The sequence below is a fragment of the Paraburkholderia kirstenboschensis genome, from assembly GCF_904848585.1.
In the GTDB taxonomy this organism is placed as follows: domain Bacteria; phylum Pseudomonadota; class Gammaproteobacteria; order Burkholderiales; family Burkholderiaceae; genus Paraburkholderia; species Paraburkholderia kirstenboschensis.
This window is the reverse complement of record NZ_CAJHCR010000006.1, coordinates 185444-202726: the sequence shown is the minus strand read 5'-3', so window position 1 is coordinate 202726 and position 17283 is coordinate 185444. Positions and strand designations below refer to the sequence as shown.

15 protein-coding genes are annotated in these 17283 nt (G+C 61.1%); 6 read left to right on the top strand and 9 right to left on the bottom strand.

What is annotated here, in order from left to right; translation table 11 throughout:
- Positions 1-36: 36 nt before the first annotated feature.
- The 7 genes from JMY24_RS18655 to rfbF form a co-directional block, all read right to left on the bottom strand.
- Complete coding sequence (locus JMY24_RS18655) at positions 37-1833, bottom strand: thiamine pyrophosphate-binding protein (protein WP_128594404.1); 1797 nt, start codon at positions 1831-1833, stop codon at positions 37-39.
- Positions 1834-1934: 101 nt separating this feature from the next.
- A complete protein-coding gene (locus JMY24_RS18650; RefSeq protein ID WP_201702659.1) occupies positions 1935-3014 on the bottom strand; it encodes an NAD-dependent epimerase/dehydratase family protein in 1080 nt (359 codons plus the stop codon).
- Between the two features lie 7 nt (positions 3015-3021).
- On the bottom strand, positions 3022-3963 hold the full coding sequence (locus tag JMY24_RS18645; protein ID WP_201702656.1) for a glycosyltransferase family 2 protein: 942 nt from the start codon (positions 3961-3963) through the stop codon (positions 3022-3024).
- Positions 3960-4391 carry a GtrA family protein gene (locus tag JMY24_RS18640; protein ID WP_201702654.1) on the bottom strand — a complete coding sequence of 144 codons (432 nt, stop codon included), beginning with the start codon at positions 4389-4391 and terminating at the stop codon, positions 3960-3962. The genes JMY24_RS18645 and JMY24_RS18640 overlap by 4 nt, the downstream gene beginning before the upstream one ends.
- Positions 4392-4439: 48 nt before the next feature.
- Entirely contained in the window at positions 4440-5762 is a 1323-nt protein-coding gene (rfbH, locus tag JMY24_RS18635) for a lipopolysaccharide biosynthesis protein RfbH (protein WP_128594407.1), read from the bottom strand.
- Positions 5759-6826, bottom strand: a complete 1068-nt coding sequence (gene rfbG, locus JMY24_RS18630) for a CDP-glucose 4,6-dehydratase (protein ID WP_193424982.1) — start codon at positions 6824-6826, stop codon at positions 5759-5761. The genes rfbH and rfbG overlap by 4 nt, the downstream gene beginning before the upstream one ends.
- A complete protein-coding gene (rfbF, locus tag JMY24_RS18625) occupies positions 6823-7593 on the bottom strand; it encodes a glucose-1-phosphate cytidylyltransferase (protein ID WP_128594408.1) in 771 nt (256 codons plus the stop codon). The genes rfbG and rfbF overlap by 4 nt, the downstream gene beginning before the upstream one ends.
- Positions 7594-8288: 695 nt before the next feature.
- On the opposite strand from rfbF, the gene JMY24_RS18620 reads away from it, so the two are divergent.
- From JMY24_RS18620 to JMY24_RS18605, 4 genes are read left to right on the top strand one after another with little or no spacing between them, the layout of a single operon-like run.
- Entirely contained in the window at positions 8289-9134 is an 846-nt protein-coding gene (locus JMY24_RS18620) for a glycosyltransferase family 2 protein (protein WP_128594437.1), read from the top strand.
- Positions 9131-10087, top strand: coding sequence for a UDP-glucose 4-epimerase family protein (locus JMY24_RS18615; protein ID WP_128594409.1), 957 nt, complete (start codon positions 9131-9133; stop codon positions 10085-10087). The genes JMY24_RS18620 and JMY24_RS18615 overlap by 4 nt, the downstream gene beginning before the upstream one ends.
- Positions 10088-10096: 9 nt before the next feature.
- The gene (locus JMY24_RS18610) at positions 10097-11116 is read left to right on the top strand and encodes an MraY family glycosyltransferase (protein WP_128594410.1); all 1020 of its coding nucleotides are present in this window, start codon (positions 10097-10099) and stop codon (positions 11114-11116) included.
- Positions 11117-11128: 12 nt separating this feature from the next.
- Complete coding sequence (locus JMY24_RS18605) at positions 11129-13006, top strand: polysaccharide biosynthesis protein (protein ID WP_128594411.1); 1878 nt, start codon at positions 11129-11131, stop codon at positions 13004-13006.
- Here the strand turns inward: JMY24_RS18605 and JMY24_RS18600 are convergent.
- Positions 12915-13982 carry a DMT family transporter gene (locus tag JMY24_RS18600; RefSeq protein ID WP_201702653.1) on the bottom strand — a complete coding sequence of 356 codons (1068 nt, stop codon included), beginning with the start codon at positions 13980-13982 and terminating at the stop codon, positions 12915-12917. The two genes, JMY24_RS18605 and JMY24_RS18600, sit on opposite strands and share 92 nt — an antisense overlap.
- A 646-nt stretch (positions 13983-14628) precedes the next feature.
- On the opposite strand from JMY24_RS18600, the gene JMY24_RS18595 reads away from it, so the two are divergent.
- Together JMY24_RS18595 and JMY24_RS18590 are read left to right on the top strand one after the other, a co-directional pair.
- Positions 14629-14943, top strand: a complete 315-nt coding sequence (locus JMY24_RS18595) for a transposase (protein WP_128594412.1) — start codon at positions 14629-14631, stop codon at positions 14941-14943.
- Positions 14944-15553: 610 nt separating this feature from the next.
- Positions 15554-15946, top strand: coding sequence for a hypothetical protein (locus JMY24_RS18590; RefSeq protein ID WP_236597445.1), 393 nt, complete (start codon positions 15554-15556; stop codon positions 15944-15946).
- A gap of 180 nt (positions 15947-16126) precedes the next feature.
- On the opposite strand, the gene JMY24_RS18585 is transcribed toward JMY24_RS18590, so the two are convergent.
- Complete coding sequence (locus tag JMY24_RS18585; RefSeq protein WP_128594413.1) at positions 16127-17251, bottom strand: MraY family glycosyltransferase; 1125 nt, start codon at positions 17249-17251, stop codon at positions 16127-16129.
- Between the last annotated feature and the right edge of the window lie 32 nt (positions 17252-17283).

Below are 17283 nucleotides of genomic sequence, written 5' to 3'. Positions count from 1 at the left end.
GCCGCTGTCCGGGCGAAACGGACGGCGGCTGCGCACTCAGTCGTCGTTGTCGAACATAGTCATGTTGCGTTCCAACTCTTCACGCGGCAGCAGCGGGTCCATGTCTTCCATTGGACGCGATGCGATCGTGCCGTCCGGCTTACGGTACGAATTGGCGCGGAAGCGTTGCTGTGCCTGCGAGACCAGCATTTCGACGATCCACGGCTCCTTGTCGGCGAACACGGTCTTGATCGCGTCCTGCAACTGGTCGTTCGTTTCGATCAGCATGTACTTCAGACCGAAGGCTTCCGCTAGCTTCTTGAAGTTCGGGTTGCCCACGCCGGACAGTTTATCGGTACCAATTTCACGGCCGTCGAAGAAGCGGCGTTGCGTGTTGCGCATGCTTTGATAGCCATCGTTGTTGCTGATGAAGAGCTTGGCGTTCAGGCGGTTCTGCGCTAGGAACATCAGTTCCTGGATGTTGAACAGCACACTGCCGTCGCCCGTCACTAGCACGCCGCGGCGCTTCTGGTCGTCTGCGATGCATGCGCCGACGAGCGCTGGAAGATCCCAGCCCATGGCGCCCATGCACGCGCTCGTGAACGCGACCTGGCCGTCCTTCACGCGATGGTTCTGATACGCGATGATGCAGCCGTCGAGCGAATTGCCGCTGACCACGACGTCGGTATTGTCGAGTTGGCGAGACAGTTCGTCGTACGCCGCGTAGATGTCGACGTGAGTTTTTTGCAGAAGCTCCGGCGCCGGCATCGGCGGGTATTCGCGCTTCCACATCGCGCAGGCGTCGAGCCAACGCTGCGTCGGCTGGTAGGTGTGCGCTTCGACGCGTTTCAGCAGGCCTTCGATGAATTCCTTCACGTCCGCGAGGACCGGGTATTCGATCGTGATATTTTTCTTTTCCAGGTCGCCGGCGTCGATATTGACGAGCACCTTCTTTGCCTTCGGCGCGAACTTGTCGCTGAAGCCGATGGCCGAGATCGAGAGGCTCGTGCCGAGCGCGAGCACGAGGTCGGAATTCTGCAGAGCGAAGTTCGCACGGCGCTGTCCACCCGGCCCTATGCGGCCCTGGAACAACGGGTTTTCTTCTGCGAGGATGTCCATGCCACTGATCGTCGACAGCGCCGGAATTCGCAATTTCGCGACGAGTTCGCGAAACGCCTCGCGGGCATGGCCGAGCACGATGCCGTTACCGCCGATGATGACTGGGCGCTTCGAGGCGAGCAGCAGTTCGGCGACCTGATCGAGCTTGGCCGGGTCGAGTTCCGGCGTGGCTTTTCCCTCCGGAACGAACGCGCGCTGCTGTTCCGGTTCGATCATCGCCGACTGGATATCGAGCGGCAGATTCAGCCAGACCGGGCCGGGGCGTCCAGCACGCGCCAGGTACAGGCACTTTTCCAGTTCGTAGCGCAGGTCTTCCGGATTGGTCACCGTCACGCTGTGCTTCGTGACCGGCTCGGCCATTGGCGTGATGTTGATTTCCTGCGGACCGACCTGACGCTGGTAGCTGTAGTCGGCCATGATGGCGGTGCGCACCTGGCCGGAAATCACCAGCACTGGGATGGAGTCGACGAACGCGCCCGCGACGCCACTCAGCGCATTGGTGCTGCCCGGACCCGTGGTAACGAGGCAAACGCCGAGGTTTTCCGTGGTGCGTGCGTAGCCTTCCGCGGCGATCGCGCATGCCTGTTCGTGGTAGTTGCACCAGTAGCGCAGATCTTTCGACCGGTTCAGCGCATCCGTCAGGTACATGATGCCGCCGCCCGACACCATGAACACGTCCTTGACTCCAGCTTCTGCGACTCGCTGGAACACATAATCCGAGACACTGATTGCCATTCGATTTTGCCCAAAAATGTAATTACAAAGCTTCGAAGTGACGAAGCCTTCTCCACGATCTATCGACAGGCGGCGTCTGGACGCCGTCGTTTCACCGCTCGTCACACTACCTTGCCGCTTCGCGCACGATGCCACTCCATCGTGCGCCGGATCGCTTCTTCAAGCGGAATCGAGACCTGCAAATCGAGTTCGGTTTTAGCGCGCTCAAGCGACGGCAGATACGCCGACGGCTTCGCGCCCGGCACCGGTGTGCCTTTTATGACCACCGTATCCGGCCGGCCCGCGACTTTCGCGACTGTGCGCGCCAATTCGCCGATCGATACGATCTCGTCGCCGCCGACGTTGTACGGCACGCCCGAGCGGCCGCGCATCAGCACGCGGATCAGCCACACGACGAGGTCCGCCGCGTACAGGTACGAGCGCAGCGGCGTGCCGTCGCCGCCTACCACGATATCTCGGTTCGCGAGCGCGTCGCGGATGAAGTTGCCGATGGCGTAGTTGCTGTCGAGCGCAAGATACGGGCCGACAAACGCGAAGCAGCGCGCGATCAGCGCGCGATAGCCGTGCTGTTGCGCGGCGACAGACGTCAGTATTTCCATCATGCGCTTGGACTGGCCGTAGACGATCCGCTCGGACGCATAGTCGGCGATGCCGGCCGGCCCTTCCACGCACAGATTATCGACGACGGAGTCCATCGGCGAATAAACCGCGCCGGACGTGGTGATCACCACCGCTTCCGATCGATGCACGGCGGCCATGTCGAGCAGACGGCGCGTGCCGTCGAGCGCCCCGGTAAGATGGCGCTGCGCCCAGTCGGCGGACCGTTCGAGATTGGTTTCCGACGCCGCATGCAGAATGTGGCTGCAGGCTTCGGCGGGGAACTCGAAATCGGTCAGGTTGCCGGCGACGAAACTCAGCCCCGGGCGGCCCCGCAGGTGCGGCGCGCGCTGTTCGAGGAATTTCCCCGGCGAGCGGCTCAGCACCGTGATGCGCAGATTCAGCGCGTGCTTCTCGTTCGCCCACAGCAGGGTTTCGAGCAGCCAGATGCCGAAAAAACCCGTGCCGCCCGTGATGAACAAGTGTGCTCCGCGCAACTGCGGGAAATCACCTTCGAGTAGCGCGGCGATGTGTTCCAGATCGCGCTGAAACAGCGTGTGGCCGCTCGGAATCGTGTGTCCCATGAAACCCTCAGTCAAAGTTGATGCGTTCGCGCTCGACCACCATCGGCCGCTTCACCGTGTGCGTCACCAGCAGGCCGACGTATTCGCCAAGAAGCCCCATCAGCAGGAACAGCATGCCCATGAAGAAGAACAGGCCGACCGCGAGCGGCGCGATGCCCATCTGAAATTCGTTCCACTCCAACAGCTTGCGCACGAGATAGTAAATGCCCGTCAGGAAACTGAGGCCGCTCATGGTGATGCCGATCATCGTCGCCAGGCGCAGCGGCGCCTTTGAATGGTTGACGATGCCGAGGAGCGCGCTGTCGAGATAGACGAGGAACGTTCCCTTCGAAATGCCGCGCTTGCGAACCGGCTTGTCAAACGGGATCTCTGCACGGGCGTAGCCGATTTCGCAGATCAGGCCGCGGAAATACGGGTACGGGTCCTCTATCTGGCGCAGGATGTTCATCACCGCCTTGTCGTACAGACCAAAGCCGGTGAAGTTCTGCACCTGCTCAACTTCCGAAATGCGCGTGATCAGGTTGTAGTAGGCCTTGCGCATCAATGGCATCAAACCGCGCTCTTCGTGCTTGCGGCGCACGCCGATCGCGACCTTGAAGCCTTCTTCCCATTTGCGGATGAAATCCAGGATCAGTTCGGGCGGGTCTTCGAGGTCCGAGGCCATGCCGATCACCGCGTCGCCCTGTGCGAGCAGCAGCGCATGGTAGGGGGAGCGGATGTGGCCGAAGTTGCGGACGTTGACGATCGCCTTCAGGTGTTTGTCCTGTGCCGCGATTTCCCGGATGACTTCAACTGTGCCGTCGGTCGATGCGTTGTCGATCAGCAGGATCTCGTAGTCGAGATGGGGCACTTGCGCCATCACGGCCGTAATGCGCTGATGAAGTTCGGCGATGTTATCCCGCTCGTTGAAGCACCCGGCAACGATACTGACCAGTTTCTTTTCGCTCATCCGCGCTGTACTTTTTTGAATGTGAATCGGTCGTGGCCCGCATACGAAATGGCCACGCTGATGCCCATGAGCAGCCCTTGAGCAAGCCAGAACGGAATCCCAAGGACGTTCACGAGCAGCCATAACCCGGCGATGCCGATGAGCGCGCTACTGCCGTAGACGACATAGCAGCGCAAATATTCGCGCAACCACGGCTCGCGCGAGTTGAATACGACTAGCTTGTACGTAATGAACGACTCCGTGATGCAGATCACGTTGGCGATCAGACCGATCACGATGATGTGCAGGTGCGGCCGCAACGCGTAGTACAAACCGACCGTGGCGAAGTAGCCGAAGGCGGTATTGATACCGCCCACGAGCAGGTAGCGCAACATTTTTTTGCGCGTTTCCCTGTCGCCGGTGAATGCCGCTTTCAGCCTGTTCAACATGGTGGCTTGCTGCCTTTCAAAGAGTGGTTCCGTTCATGGGTCGAGGGTTCAGAAGTTGACGCCGAGGAAGGTTTCGATCTTCTCGGCGACGTAGTCGAGCTGCGGCTCTTTCAGACCCGGGAAGGTGCCGACCCAGAACGTGTCGTTCATGATCACATCGGTGTTGGTGAGCTCGCCGCTCACGCGATAGTTGCGACCAATCATGTAAGGCTGACGCGTCAGATTGCCCGCGAAGAGCAGGCGCGTGCCGATCTTGTTCTGGTCGAGATAGGTCAGTAGGTCGACGCGGCGCAGGCTCGCTTCCGGCTTCAGCGTGATCGGGAAGCCGAACCACGACGGGTCAGAATTCGGCGTCGCTTCCGGCAAGATCACAAATTCGGCGCAGCTGGCGAGGCGGGTCTTCAGATAGGCGAAATTGCGGCGGCGCGCTTCGACGAACTCGGCCGCGCGGTCGAGCTGCGCCAGGCCGCAGGCAGCCTGCATGTCGGTGATCTTCAGGTTGTAGCCGAGGTGCGAGTACGTGTACTTGTGATCGTAACCTTCCGGCAGATTGCCGAGCTTCCAGCAAAAACGCTTGCCGCAGGTATTGTCTTTACCCGGCGGGCAGTAGCAATCGCGCCCCCAGTCGCGGAACGATTCAGCGATCAGGCGCAGGTCAGGATTGTTCGTGAACACGGCGCCGCCTTCACCCATGGTGATGTGGTGAGCGGGGTAGAAGCTCAGCGTGCCGATGTCGCCGAACGTGCCGACCATCTTGCCGTCGTAGGTCGAGCCGAGCGCGTCACAGCAGTCTTCGATCAGCCACAGGTTGTACTTCTTGCACAGCGCGACGATCACGTCGAGGTTGTACGGGTTGCCCAGTGTGTGGGCCAGCATGATCGCCTTGGTCCTAGGGCTGACCGCGGCTTCGATCTTCGAAGCGTCGATGTTGTACGTGCCCAGTTCGACGTCAACGAACACCGGCACAGCGCCGAATTGCAGAATCGGGTTGACGGTGGTCGGGAAGCCGGCAGCCACGCCGATCACTTCGTCGCCCGGCTTGATCGCGCGGTCGCCGAGCTTCGGCGAGGTCAGCGTGGAAAACGCGACCAGGTTTGCCGACGAACCCGAATTGACCGTAATTAGGTGCTGCACGCCGATGAACTTCGCGAGACGCTGTTCGAACTGGTCGTTGAAGCGCCCGGTGGTGAGCCAGCCGTCGAGCGACGCGTCCACCATCAGTTCTAGCTCGCGCGCGCCAATCACCTTGCCCGAGGGTGGGATTACCGTGACGCCGGCTTCGAAATCGGGGGCACGCGTCGCGAGTTCGCCGAACTGCCTGACCAATTGGATGATTTGCTCGCGGATCTGTTCTTTACTGGGGGTCGTCATTTGATTTGGTAAGCGTTAATTTGTGAAAGGGACAGCGCGCGCATGTCGGCGTTATGCAGGAAAGCCTGATGCCACTCGACGATGCGGTCGATCGCCTCGGAAAGTGTCCAACGCGGCGACCAGCCGAGCAGACTTTTGGCCTTCGAGCAATCGAGCTTCAGATAGGTCGCCTCGTGAGGTTGCTGCGCTGCATCGCGTAGCCAGACGGCGCCCTCGCCCCAACGGGCAACGAGGCGCTCGACGATCCACTGGACGGGTTGCGTGTCCGAATCGTTAGGGCCGAAATTCCAACCGCCGATGAACTTCGGACCTTCCGCATATAGCTTCTCGGCGAGGTGCAGATAGCCGCTCAACGGTTCGAGCACGTGCTGCCACGGACGGATCGCATGTGGATTGCGGATTTGCACGGGCGTACCGCTGCTGACCGCGCGCATCATGTCGGGAATCAGACGGTCGCCGGCCCAGTCGCCGCCGCCGATCACGTTGCCGGCGCGACCGCTGCCGAGCGCCACACGATGCTGGGCGTACGCATTCGGGTTGAAGTACGAGTTGCGGAACGCATCGGTGACGAGTTCAGCGCAGCCTTTGCTGTTGCTGTACGGATCGAAGCCGCCCATCGGCTCGGTTTCCCGGTAACCCCACACCCACTCGCGGTTCTCGTAACACTTGTCGCTCGTGACATTGACGACCGCGCGCACCGATGGCGTGTGGCGTACCGCTTCAAGCAGATGAACCGTGCCCATCACGTTGGTGGAATAGGTTTCGACCGGTTCCTTGTACGACAGACGCACGAGCGGCTGCGCCGCCATGTGGATGACGATCTGCGGCTGGGCTTGGGCAAAAACGCGCGTCAGATGATCGAGATCGCGAATGTCGCCGATGATCGATTTCATGCCGTCGCTCACCCGCGCCGCCTTGAACAGGCTCGGCTCGGTGGGTGCGGCCAGCGCGTAGCCGGTGACCTCGGCGCCAAGTTGTTGCAGCCACAAGCACAGCCAGCCTCCTTTGAAGCCGGTATGGCCGGTTACCAGAACGCGTTTACCTCGCCAGAATTGCTCGTTCATGCCCACACTTTCCATGGCGCCTGGTTCGAATTCCAAAGATCTTCGAGGTGATTCTTGTCGCGCAAGGTGTCCATCGGCTGCCAGAAGCCTTCATGGAACCACGCCTGCATCTGCCCTTCGGCCGCAAGTCGTTCCATCGGGCCGCGTTCCCAGATCGTGTCGTCGCCATCGATATATCCGAGGACCTTCGGCGACAGCACGAAGAAGCCACCGTTGATCCACGCGCCGTCGCCGTGGGGTTTTTCCTGGAAGCTGCGAATGAGGTTGCCCTGCACGTCGAGCGCGCCAAAACGACCTGGCGGCTGCGTGGCGGTCAGCGTAGCGAGCTTGCCGCCCGCCCTGTGAAATTCGATTAGCTTTGTGATGTCGACATTGCCCACGCCGTCGCCATACGTAAAGCAGAAGTCCTCGCCGTCCAGATATTGCGCGACACGCTTCAGGCGCCCGCCGGTCATCGTCTGTTCGCCGGTGTCGACCAGCGTCACCCGCCACGATTCCGCGTTGTTCTGGTGAACTTTCATCTCGTTGTCGCGCATATTGAACGTGACGTCGGACATGTGCAGAAAGTAGTTCGCGAAGTATTCCTTGATCACGTAGCCTTTATACCCGCAGCAGACGACAAAATCGTTCACCCCGTGGGCGGAATACGTCTTCATGATGTGCCAGAGGATGGGGCGGCCGCCGATTTCGATCATCGGCTTCGGCTTCAGATACGTTTCCTCAGAAATACGGGTGCCCAGACCACCAGCAAGCAACACTGCTTTCATTTCAATTGCATCCTCTTTTACCGGGTCGAGAGTCGGTGTGTGACAAAATCTGTAAAATTAACCGCAGAACTCGCTGCCCAGAGCAGAGGTAAGGCTACTCGGAGCGCGTTAGCACCTGTGGCGGAAGTAGCTTGCACGCCGGCTCGACAAATTGGTATAGGTCTGCGTGACCGCTTGCGGCACGATGAGCATGCCGCGGAAAGCCTGCGGCGGCAGGTCTCGTGGCTCGGGTAAAATCTTCCTGGCCCATTATCGTGAGCGGATGCAAGCAAGATTCGCTCTAAAAGTCCAGTAAAGAGCCTGTACCTCCACTGCCGGTCGGTCGCCTGTATTCCTAACCTTGCAGCCCTTTGACGCTTCATGTCTTCAATGACCGTGACGCTGTCGGTACGCGGTTTATCAAGTGGGCCCATGCGTGGCCGGTAGTTCAAGCGAGGAAAGTGAAGATTATACACAGTGACTTTTCGATCCAGTCAATGTATCCGAACGGACGGAGCTTAATTCCCACGTCAGCTGCACTTCTCGACGGCAACGAAGCAATTAGAGCCAGGGATGTCATGCCAACGATGCCGAAAGGACGGTGCGGCGCGAATAGCTTGCCACGAGGGTCAAACTTGCGCACACTTGCGAGCCGCCGAGGCCATCATCGGTTTTTATCGAAGAACGCGGGAAACGCGCGAAAGTTACTCTTTCATATGACTGTTCCAAATCCCCCGCCGCACGGCATTGTTGGATTCTCCGTGTCAATCGTGATCTATCGTCCTGATGCGAAATTGCTGGCGCGCACCTTGGCGAGCTTGGCCGTTGCCAGCGCCGAACTGCAACGCCAGCGGCCTGAATTGACGTTCACCGTCTGTCTTGTCGACAATGGGGGATTGGCGGAGGCGCAGGCCAAGCTTGATGTGGGCGAACAGCCGGACGTCTCATATAGCGTCATCAGCGGTCACGGCAATGTCGGGTATGGGCGCGGTCACAACCTGGCGATCGAGCGGGCTGCGAGCAAGTACCATCTCATTCTGAATCCCGACGTCGACTTGGACCCGTCGGTATTCGTCGAGGCGCTTGCCTTTTTCGAACAGCATCCGGACGCCGCTTTGCTGACGCCGCGCATAGTCGATGAACGTGGCGGCCTCCAGTATCTGTGCCGCCGCTACCCTACGCTGCTCGATCTGTTTGTGCGAGGCTTTCTGCCGGGTGGCATGCGGCGGCATTTCCAGCGGCGACTCGCGTGCTACGAGATGCGCGATGTGATTAACGAGCACGACGTGATCTGGGATCCGCCCATCGTGAGCGGCTGCTTCATGTTGTTCCGCACGGACCGGCTGAGGCGTCTGGCAGGCTTCGATCCTCGCTACTTCCTGTATTTCGAGGACTACGACCTGAGCCTGCGCGCGCATGACGTCGGGCGCGTCGCGTATGTACCCGCTGTGCGTGTGCTGCATTTCGGCGGAGGCGCGTCGCGCAAGGGCTGGGTGCATCTCAAGATGTTCACCGCGTCGGCGTTTAAGTTCTTCAACCGCTTCGGCTGGAAATTGTTGTGAGCAGAATTCTTGTCACAGGAGCAAGCGGTTTCGTCGGTCGGGTGCTTTGCCGGACTTTGCTTCAAAGTGGGCATGCAGTCACGGGGCTCGTCAGGCAGCGCGGCAGCAGCGTCGACGGCGTGCAAGAGTGGGTGCACACTGGCAAGGACTTCGAGGGGCTCGACGCCCACTGGCCATCGGGGCTTTCGTTCGACTGCGCGGTGCACATGGCGGCTCGCGTGCACGTTATGCGCGATGAGGCGGCTGACCCGCTCGCCGAATTTCGTGCGACTAATGTGAATGGCTCGCTGCGCGTGGCCGTAGCGGCTCAACGCCATGGCGTGCGGCGCATGGTGTTCGTCAGCAGCATCAAGGCCATCGCGGAGGTCGACGGTGGCCAGCCGTTGCGCGAGGACGATCCGGCTGCCCCGCAAGACGCGTACGGCCATTCGAAGCTGGAGGCCGAGCAGGCGTTGACGGCGTTCGGCTCGGAAACCGGCTTTGAGGTCGTGATCGTCCGTCCGCCGCTCGTTTACGGGCCGCAGGTGCGGGCGAATTTCCTCCGTCTGATGACGGCCGTCGCGCGCGGCGTGCCGTTGCCCCTCGGCTCGATCGAGGCGCGGCGCAGCGTCGTGTACGTCGGCAATCTCGCGCAGGCGCTCGCGCAATGCGCGACCGATCCACGCGCGGCGGGCCATTGTTTCCATGTCGCCGATCGCGACGCACCCATGGTCGCCGGGCTAGTGCGCGCGATCGGCCGGCATCTGGGCAAGCCGAGCCGTCTGGTGCCTGTGCCCGTCAGCTGGCTGCGTCTTGCGGGCCGACTGACGGACCGTACTGCCGCAATCGACCGGCTCGTTAGCGATCTTCGGCTCGACACGTCGCGCATCGAGAGCGTGCTGGGCTGGCAGCCGGCCTGGTCGACCGACGAAGGCTTGGCCGCGACGGCCGAGTGGTATCGTTCCACGCATTGAGGCAGAAGGATGTCAATACAACTTCATTCGCTTTCATCCTGGTCGTCCGGGGCGCTGATCGGCGTCGGTGCGACGCTCGCGTGCGCGGCGATCCTCGGGCTCCTGCTGGTATCCGGGGTCGCATGGTGGCTCGCCACCGACGTCCCGAACGACCGTTCCCTGCATACCCGGCCGACGCCGCGCGTCGGCGGCTGGGGCATCGTACCGGTGGCGGCGCTGGGCATCTGGCTGTTCGCGCCGTCGCTGTGGCTGATCGGAATTCTGATGGTGTTCGTCGCGGCGGTCTCGCAAATCGACGACCGTCGGGGTCTGCCGGCTCGAGTGCGGTTTGCCGCGCACCTCGTCGTCGTGATCGCTGTAGTGAGCGTCTATCCTGCCGCGGTGCCGGTATGGGGTCTCGCGATAGTCGCGTTTCTGCTGGTCTGGCTGATTAATCTGTACAACTTCATGGATGGCGCCGACGGTCTCGCGGGCGGCATGACGCTGTTCGGCTTCGCGGGCTACGGCATCGGCGCGCTGCTTAGCGAGCATCCGTCGCCAGAACTGGCCGTGGCGTCAGCCGCCGTGGCCGGAGCCGCCGCGGGCTTCCTGATCTTCAATTTTCACCCCGCCAGAATCTTTCTCGGCGACGCAGGTTCGATTTCGCTTGGATTCCTTGCCGGCGCGTTCGGATATTGGGGATGGCGCGGTGGCGTGTGGCCAATCTGGTTTCCCGCCCTGATCTTTGCGCCCTTCATCTGCGACGCATCCGTCACGCTGATGCGACGCCTGCTGCGTGGCGAGAAGGTCTGGCAGGCGCACCGTGAGCACTACTATCAGCGTATGGTCCAGTACGGGCTGGGGCACGCGAAAACCGCCTCCATCTGGTACATCGTTATGGTAGGTGGCATAATCCTTGCCGTAGTGGCTCTTGGCTGGCCCTCAACGTTCCAATGGTGTTGCGTCGGCGCATGGGGGCTCGTGCTGGCATTGATCGGGTGTTGCATCGATTTCAGATGGCGTCGCTTCAATTCGGCAACTTTCAGGTGAGGTGTGATGCCGATGGCTCAGCACAAAGCATCATGGCGATCTTTTGGGGCCTTTCTGTTTGACCTGCTTGCGGTTGCCGGGACTTGGCTTGCTGCGTATTTGATCCGCTTCAATGGGGCTGTACCGCCTCTGTTCTGGAGCGGTGCTGTCAGAGCGCTGGTGTGGACGCTGCCGGTCTACGGCATTATGTTTCGCATATTTGGCCTATACCGCGGCATGTGGGTATTTGCTAGCTTGCCTGACCTGATGCGGATCGCCAAGGCCGTGATGGCCGGGGCTTTCGCGATGATGATGGTTGCGGTCATGGTCCAGCCGTATCCGATCGTCCCGCGCTCGGTTCTGCTGGTTTCGCCGTTGTTCCTGTTCCTCTTGATGGGCGGCTCGCGCGCTTTGTATCGTGCGTCGAAGGAGTTCTATCTTTATGGCGGACTGATCGGGCAGGGCAAGCCGGTCATCGTGCTCGGCGCGGGCGGCGCCGGCGCGAGCCTTGCACGCGAGTTGTCGCGTTCGGGCGAATGGCGGCTGGTCGGTTTGCTAGACGACGACCTTGCCAAGCAAGGCCGTGAAATCTACGGCTACAAGGTATTCGGTCCGATTTCCGATTTGCCGCGTTGGGCTGCGGAATTGAAGGTCGAAGACGCGATCATCGCGATTCCATCGGCCTCGGTCGACACGCAGCGGCGAGTCGCCACCTTGTGCGTGCGCGCCGGCGTGCGGGCCCTGGTGTTGCCGGAATTGACCGCGTTGACGCAGGGCCAGGCGTTCCTGTCACGCGTGCGGCAGATCGACCTCGAAGACTTGCTCGGGCGCCAGCCGATCAAGATCGACATGCCGGACGTCGAAGCGCTTTTGCGCGGTCGTGTCGTCATGGTGACGGGCGCAGGCGGCTCGATCGGCTCCGAACTGTGCCGTCAGATATTGCGCTTCGAGCCCGCGCAGTTGGTTGCGTTCGATCTGTCCGAGTACGCAATGTATCGCCTGACCGAAGAGCTGCACGAGCGCTTCCCGGGGCTTTCGGTGATTCCGGTGATCGGTGACGCGAAGGACTCGCTGCTGCTTGATCAGGTGTTGTCCCGCTTCACCCCCCATATCCTGTTCCATGCTGCCGCGTACAAGCACGTGCCGTTGATGGAAGAACTCAACGCGTGGCAGGCGGTGCGCAACAATGTGCTCGGCACCTATCGGGTGGCGCGGGCGGCGATCCGGCACGACGTCAAGCACTTCGTGTTGATCTCGACGGATAAGGCAGTTAACCCGACCAATGTGATGGGCGCAAGCAAACGTCTCGCCGAAATGGCCTGCCAGGCGTTACAGCAAACGAGCACACGCACGCAGTTCGAGACCGTCCGGTTCGGCAATGTGCTGGGCAGCGCCGGCAGCGTGATTCCGAAGTTCCAGCAGCAGATCGCGAAGGGCGGCCCGGTCACGGTCACTCATCCGGAGATCACACGCTTCTTCATGACCATTCCGGAAGCGTCGCAACTGGTGTTGCAGGCGTCGAGCATGGGACAGGGCGGCGAGATTTTCATCCTCGATATGGGCGAGCCAGTGAAAATCGTCGATCTCGCGCGCGATCTCATCCGTCTTTACGGTTTCAGCGAAGACCATATCCGCATCGCGTTCACAGGTTTGCGGCCCGGCGAGAAGCTCTACGAAGAACTGCTCGCCGACGACGAGGCGACGACTCGCACTCCGCATCCGAAGCTGCGCATCGCCCAGGCGCGCGCAACCCCGGACAATCTGCTCGACGAACTGCTGCCGTGGCTGATGCAACATCGTGTGCCGAGCGACCAGGAAGTCAGGCGCGATCTGCGTCGCTGGGTGCCTGAATATCAGCCGGCCGTTGCGGCTTCGCTGAGCAGCGTGACGGCGGTGCCGCGTGCGTCTTGAAGTTTTCACGTGTCGCGGCGTTCGTCAATTTGTTTGAGAAAGCGCGCGCCCCCGACTTGCTGACCGGCTCGGCATTCGCCGCGCTCCGTCTGCTGCGAGCAAACGAGAGCAGCAGCCCGCCGCCCACGATAATCAGCATGCCGACGATGCTCAGGCCGTCCGGGAAATGCCCGAAGACTAACCATCCGAGCAGCGCGGCCCACACCAGTTGCACGTACATGAACGGTGTCAGCTTGGATACCGGCGCGTGGCGAAACGCGTGGATCACGCAGAAGTGGCCGATCCCCGCATATACGCCGAGCGACAGGACGCCGATGGTCTGCGGTAACGTCGGTGCTGCGCCTGACGGGATCCACGGCAACACGACGCTGAGGCAAACGGTTCCCACCAGCGCGGTGTAGAACAGCATGGTCACGCTGTCCTCGGTGTGACTGAGCTTGCGCGTCAGGATCTGATAAATGCTGAAAGAGACTGCGGACGCAAGCACAAGCAGCACACCTTCGAGCGGCAAGTGGCTGCTCGGCCGTGAAATCAGCACGGCGCCGGCCGCCCCCGCGAGAATGGCGCTCCAGCCGAGACGCCCCACCTTCTCACCCAGCAGCGGCCCCGCCAATATCGTGGCAATCAGCGGTGACATGAACGCGAGGCCGGCGGTCTCCGCCATCGGCAAAATGCGCAGGGCGACCAGTCCGGAAATGCTGGTGCCCAATAGCAGCAAGCCGCGGCACAATTGGGCGGAGAGATTCTTTGTGGCTAGTATCGAACGACCGCGCGACGGCGCGAAGAAAATCAACATGAGCACCAGATGTACCGCGTAGCGCGCCCATACCAGCAGCGGCACCGCAAGGGTCAGCGATAGCTTCTTGGCGGTGGCGTCCATCGAGACGAGCAACAACTGCGAGATCAGCAGCATGCCGATGCCACGCAGTGGGTGCGGGGCGGGCAAAGCCGTCTTTGATGAAATGGTCGTAGGCACGGTCGGGCGGCTTTAATCGGTGGTCAAGTCGCTTCGGAGTTCGCGACGCCGGCGCTGGTATCCGGAAGCCGGGTGGAACCGAGAAATACGCGTCCCATTCCAATAAACGGCTTTTTGACCATGCGATACGACAACTCCCCCAGCAGTCGAGACGCCACGGTATTGAGGCAAGTGCAAAGAAACATTGTCACGATGTCCTCGGTCTGACTCAATTAACTGTGAGTATCTGGTACAACTCAATTAGACGGCGGATGCCAGTACAAGTACCATCCTTCTAATGGTAGGTGGCTAGTCGGCCGTGAGATGAGCGTCGCGCCTAACGCTCTTACCAAGGTTGCGCACTAGCCGAGACGACCACCGGTTCACCCAGCCAAGGGCCGCCCAATATTGTCGCAATCAAGGGCGACATGAACGCTAGGCCGTCTTGTCTCTGTCATCGGCAAAATGTGCAGAGCTCCAAGTTGGGAAAGGCTCGTCGCAAGCGTGAGCAGTTCGCGACCTGGCCGTGTGCGAAGGTTCTTGGTAGCAAGCATCGAGCGGCCGCAGGATGGCGCAGAGAAGATTGCCATCAGCGCAAAGTATAACGTGTACCTGAGGTTGACCCGCGAAAACGGACACCTATTCTTTCCGAAGAGGAGGTGCCGAAATGGGCAAGACTCGTACACCTTACCCTGCGAAGTTCGGGGCGCATATGGTGGAACTGGTCAACGCCGGGCGTACACCACAGGAACTTGCGCGCGAGTTCGAGCCGACGGCGCAGACCATCGTCAACTGGTGCGCGCAGGCCGAGCGTGATGTTGGCGTACGGCATGACGGGGTGACCACGGCCGAACGGCAGGTACTAACGCGTCTGCGCCGTGAGAATCGCCAGTTGAAAATGGAGCGCGACATTCTTTCGCACGCTGCGGCCTGGTTCGCAAGAGAGACGGGAGCCGTGCCGCCGAAGGGTACGCAATCATGACAGCGAACCGGGCCCGCTGGCCTGTTGCCAGGATGGCGCTGCTGCTAGCCACGCGTCCGTACGCTGCATGCGAGCTCGCGGGGGACGTATTGGGCACCCGTATCCACGCGCAGCCCGCGCGCGAAGGCATGCAAGTGGGACGCAAGCGGGTGGTGTGGCTCATGTGTATTGGGCGGGATTGTGTAGGGCCAGCCGGCGGTGCTGGCGACGTACCACGCGGCAACGTGCGGGGGCACGGCGCGCCCCCCACCTGGTACGCCGGCACTTCAGCCCTGACACGATGAACGTGCTGTGGGTTGCAGATGCAACCTACATCCTGACTGATGAGGAGTTTCTGTATTTGGCCGTAGTGCTCGGCGTGTTGAGCCGGCGCATCGTGGGCTGGGCGATGTCCAACCATCTGTCACGGAACTGATGCAGCGTCGCGAACCTTGCCCCTTCAGACGGTCTTGCAGGTAGTGGCGCAACTGTGGGTTAGCCACCAGTTTCGACGGCTTAGGTCTTCTGGCAACCAGTCCCGCCTTCCACTGCGCAACCGAAGCTCGACCATGAAGCTCGCGACGAAGGGGCAGTCTCTGCCCACGAGCGAGGGAAAGAGGGAGAAAGGAAGGTGTCAGCCGAGCCGCGCTGGCACCTCACCCGCTTGTGCTGTGATGACCGGCTGGTATTGGATGGCCTCGTTGTGATTCACGCGCCGGGACGCCTTCCGAATGCTGAAATTAATTATGTGGCGATTGCGCTCTTCGGAGTCTTCCTGGTGGAAACAATGCATTGGGCCGGGGTAGTCACACACGGTGAGACCGACGACACGTTGATCTTGACGGCGGTTGACGGGCAGCGGTTGCCGCGCGCCTCGCCAGCAAGCAGAATGCGGCAAAAGTGCGGTTCCTGCGCAACCTGCTACCTCCGCGGCTGTAGATCGTTGAAGGACTCGGTGTCATTTCGCATGAAGCGGTCATGGTGGCCCCCCGCACTTCCTGTGGTGTTGCTTGAGCGTAGCTGACTTTACCGGCATCTGCGGGTGCGCCAGCAGCAGTTTGCGCGTACGGGGATAGGGCGCCTGCGCCTTCGCACGATCGCGGACGCCATTCTGCGGTATGCAGACGCGCGCCCCCGGGTTCTCGTTGAATACCGGCGCATCTAGGGGCGCGCGCGCGGCCGCGTTTGGGCCGGATAACACCGCTTATAGCGGAGGGCGTGGACCTCGCTCACCGCTTCCCTTCCTCACCACCATCCACCGCGGCGACTTGAATCGCACAATGCTCACATACAGCCACACATAGGTCGCCGCGAACACCACCACAAAGCAGAACAGATGCAGCGTATGCCGCCAGAACAACGTGGCCGGCACGACCGCGATCAGACATAGCAGCCACAGATAGGGCGACGTCAGCGAATTTCGCCGCGTCAGTTCGCGTGCGGTACGCGCGCCGACCGCCCAACGCATTAGCCGCTTATAGACCAGCATGTGCAGATGCACGCCATCCGGAATGCCGGGCGACATGCCGCGAACAAACTTCTTTCGATAAATCGAGAAACACGTCTCGAAGATCGGGTACATGAACAGCAGTACCGGATACCACGCGGACACGTCGCGGTTGCGCATGACCAGCATGATCGACAGTTCGGCAAGCATGAAGCCGATGAAGTACGCGCCGCCGTCGCCGAGAAAAATCAGCCCCGCCGGAAAGTTCCAGATGAAGAAGCCGAGCACCGCGCCCATCATCATGAACGACGCCGACAGCACGATCGGATCGTGCACCTGGAAAGCGACATAAGCGAGCGACGCAAACATCATGCACGCCACCATCGACGCAAGGCCGTTGAAGCCGTCGATGATATTGATCGCGTTCGCAAGCGCTGCCACCGCGAGCACCGTGACCGCGCACGAGATCACAGCATATGAGAGCAGGAAGTCGAGCGGCGGCACGCTGATGCGCGTGACCGCGATATCCAGCAGGAAATACGCAAGCGCCGCTGCCGCCATCGTGCAGACGAGGCGCGCGAGCGGCGGCACACGCTTGGTCAGATCCTCGACGAGACCCGAGCCGAAGGCCGGCATGCCGCACGCAATGAGGCCGAGGATGCCGCCCGATACCGCCGGATAGGCATAGCGCAGTTGCACCGCCGAAACGATCAGCCCGACGAGAATTCCGGTTCCGCCGATGCGCGGCACCGGGCGCACATGAAATTTCTGTACGCCGGCCAAATCGGTGTCGGTCGAAAATCTTTCATGCAGATGCGCATAGCGCACGATCAACAGCGTGATCAGCAGTGAAACGATAAAGCCGAGCGCAAAACTAAGCATGAAAGTGGGCCTGAGCGAAGACGCCGAATTAT

Coding starts and splice junctions, on each gene's coding strand:
- JMY24_RS18595 (WP_128594412.1), top strand. CDS start 14,629: ATGGGCAAGACTCGTACACCTTACCCTGCGAAGTTCGGGGCGCATATG.
- JMY24_RS18620 (WP_128594437.1), top strand. CDS start 8,289: ATGACTGTTCCAAATCCCCCGCCGCACGGCATTGTTGGATTCTCCGTG.
- JMY24_RS18610 (WP_128594410.1), top strand. CDS start 10,097: ATGTCAATACAACTTCATTCGCTTTCATCCTGGTCGTCCGGGGCGCTG.
- rfbF (WP_128594408.1), bottom strand. CDS start 7,593: ATGAAAGCAGTGTTGCTTGCTGGTGGTCTGGGCACCCGTATTTCTGAG.
- rfbG (WP_193424982.1), bottom strand. CDS start 6,826: ATGAACGAGCAATTCTGGCGAGGTAAACGCGTTCTGGTAACCGGCCAT.
- JMY24_RS18605 (WP_128594411.1), top strand. CDS start 11,129: ATGGCTCAGCACAAAGCATCATGGCGATCTTTTGGGGCCTTTCTGTTT.
- JMY24_RS18655 (WP_128594404.1), bottom strand. CDS start 1,833: ATGGCAATCAGTGTCTCGGATTATGTGTTCCAGCGAGTCGCAGAAGCT.
- JMY24_RS18640 (WP_201702654.1), bottom strand. CDS start 4,391: ATGTTGAACAGGCTGAAAGCGGCATTCACCGGCGACAGGGAAACGCGC.
- JMY24_RS18650 (WP_201702659.1), bottom strand. CDS start 3,014: ATGGGACACACGATTCCGAGCGGCCACACGCTGTTTCAGCGCGATCTG.
- JMY24_RS18585 (WP_128594413.1), bottom strand. CDS start 17,251: ATGCTTAGTTTTGCGCTCGGCTTTATCGTTTCACTGCTGATCACGCTG.
- rfbH (WP_128594407.1), bottom strand. CDS start 5,762: ATGACGACCCCCAGTAAAGAACAGATCCGCGAGCAAATCATCCAATTG.
- JMY24_RS18645 (WP_201702656.1), bottom strand. CDS start 3,963: ATGAGCGAAAAGAAACTGGTCAGTATCGTTGCCGGGTGCTTCAACGAG.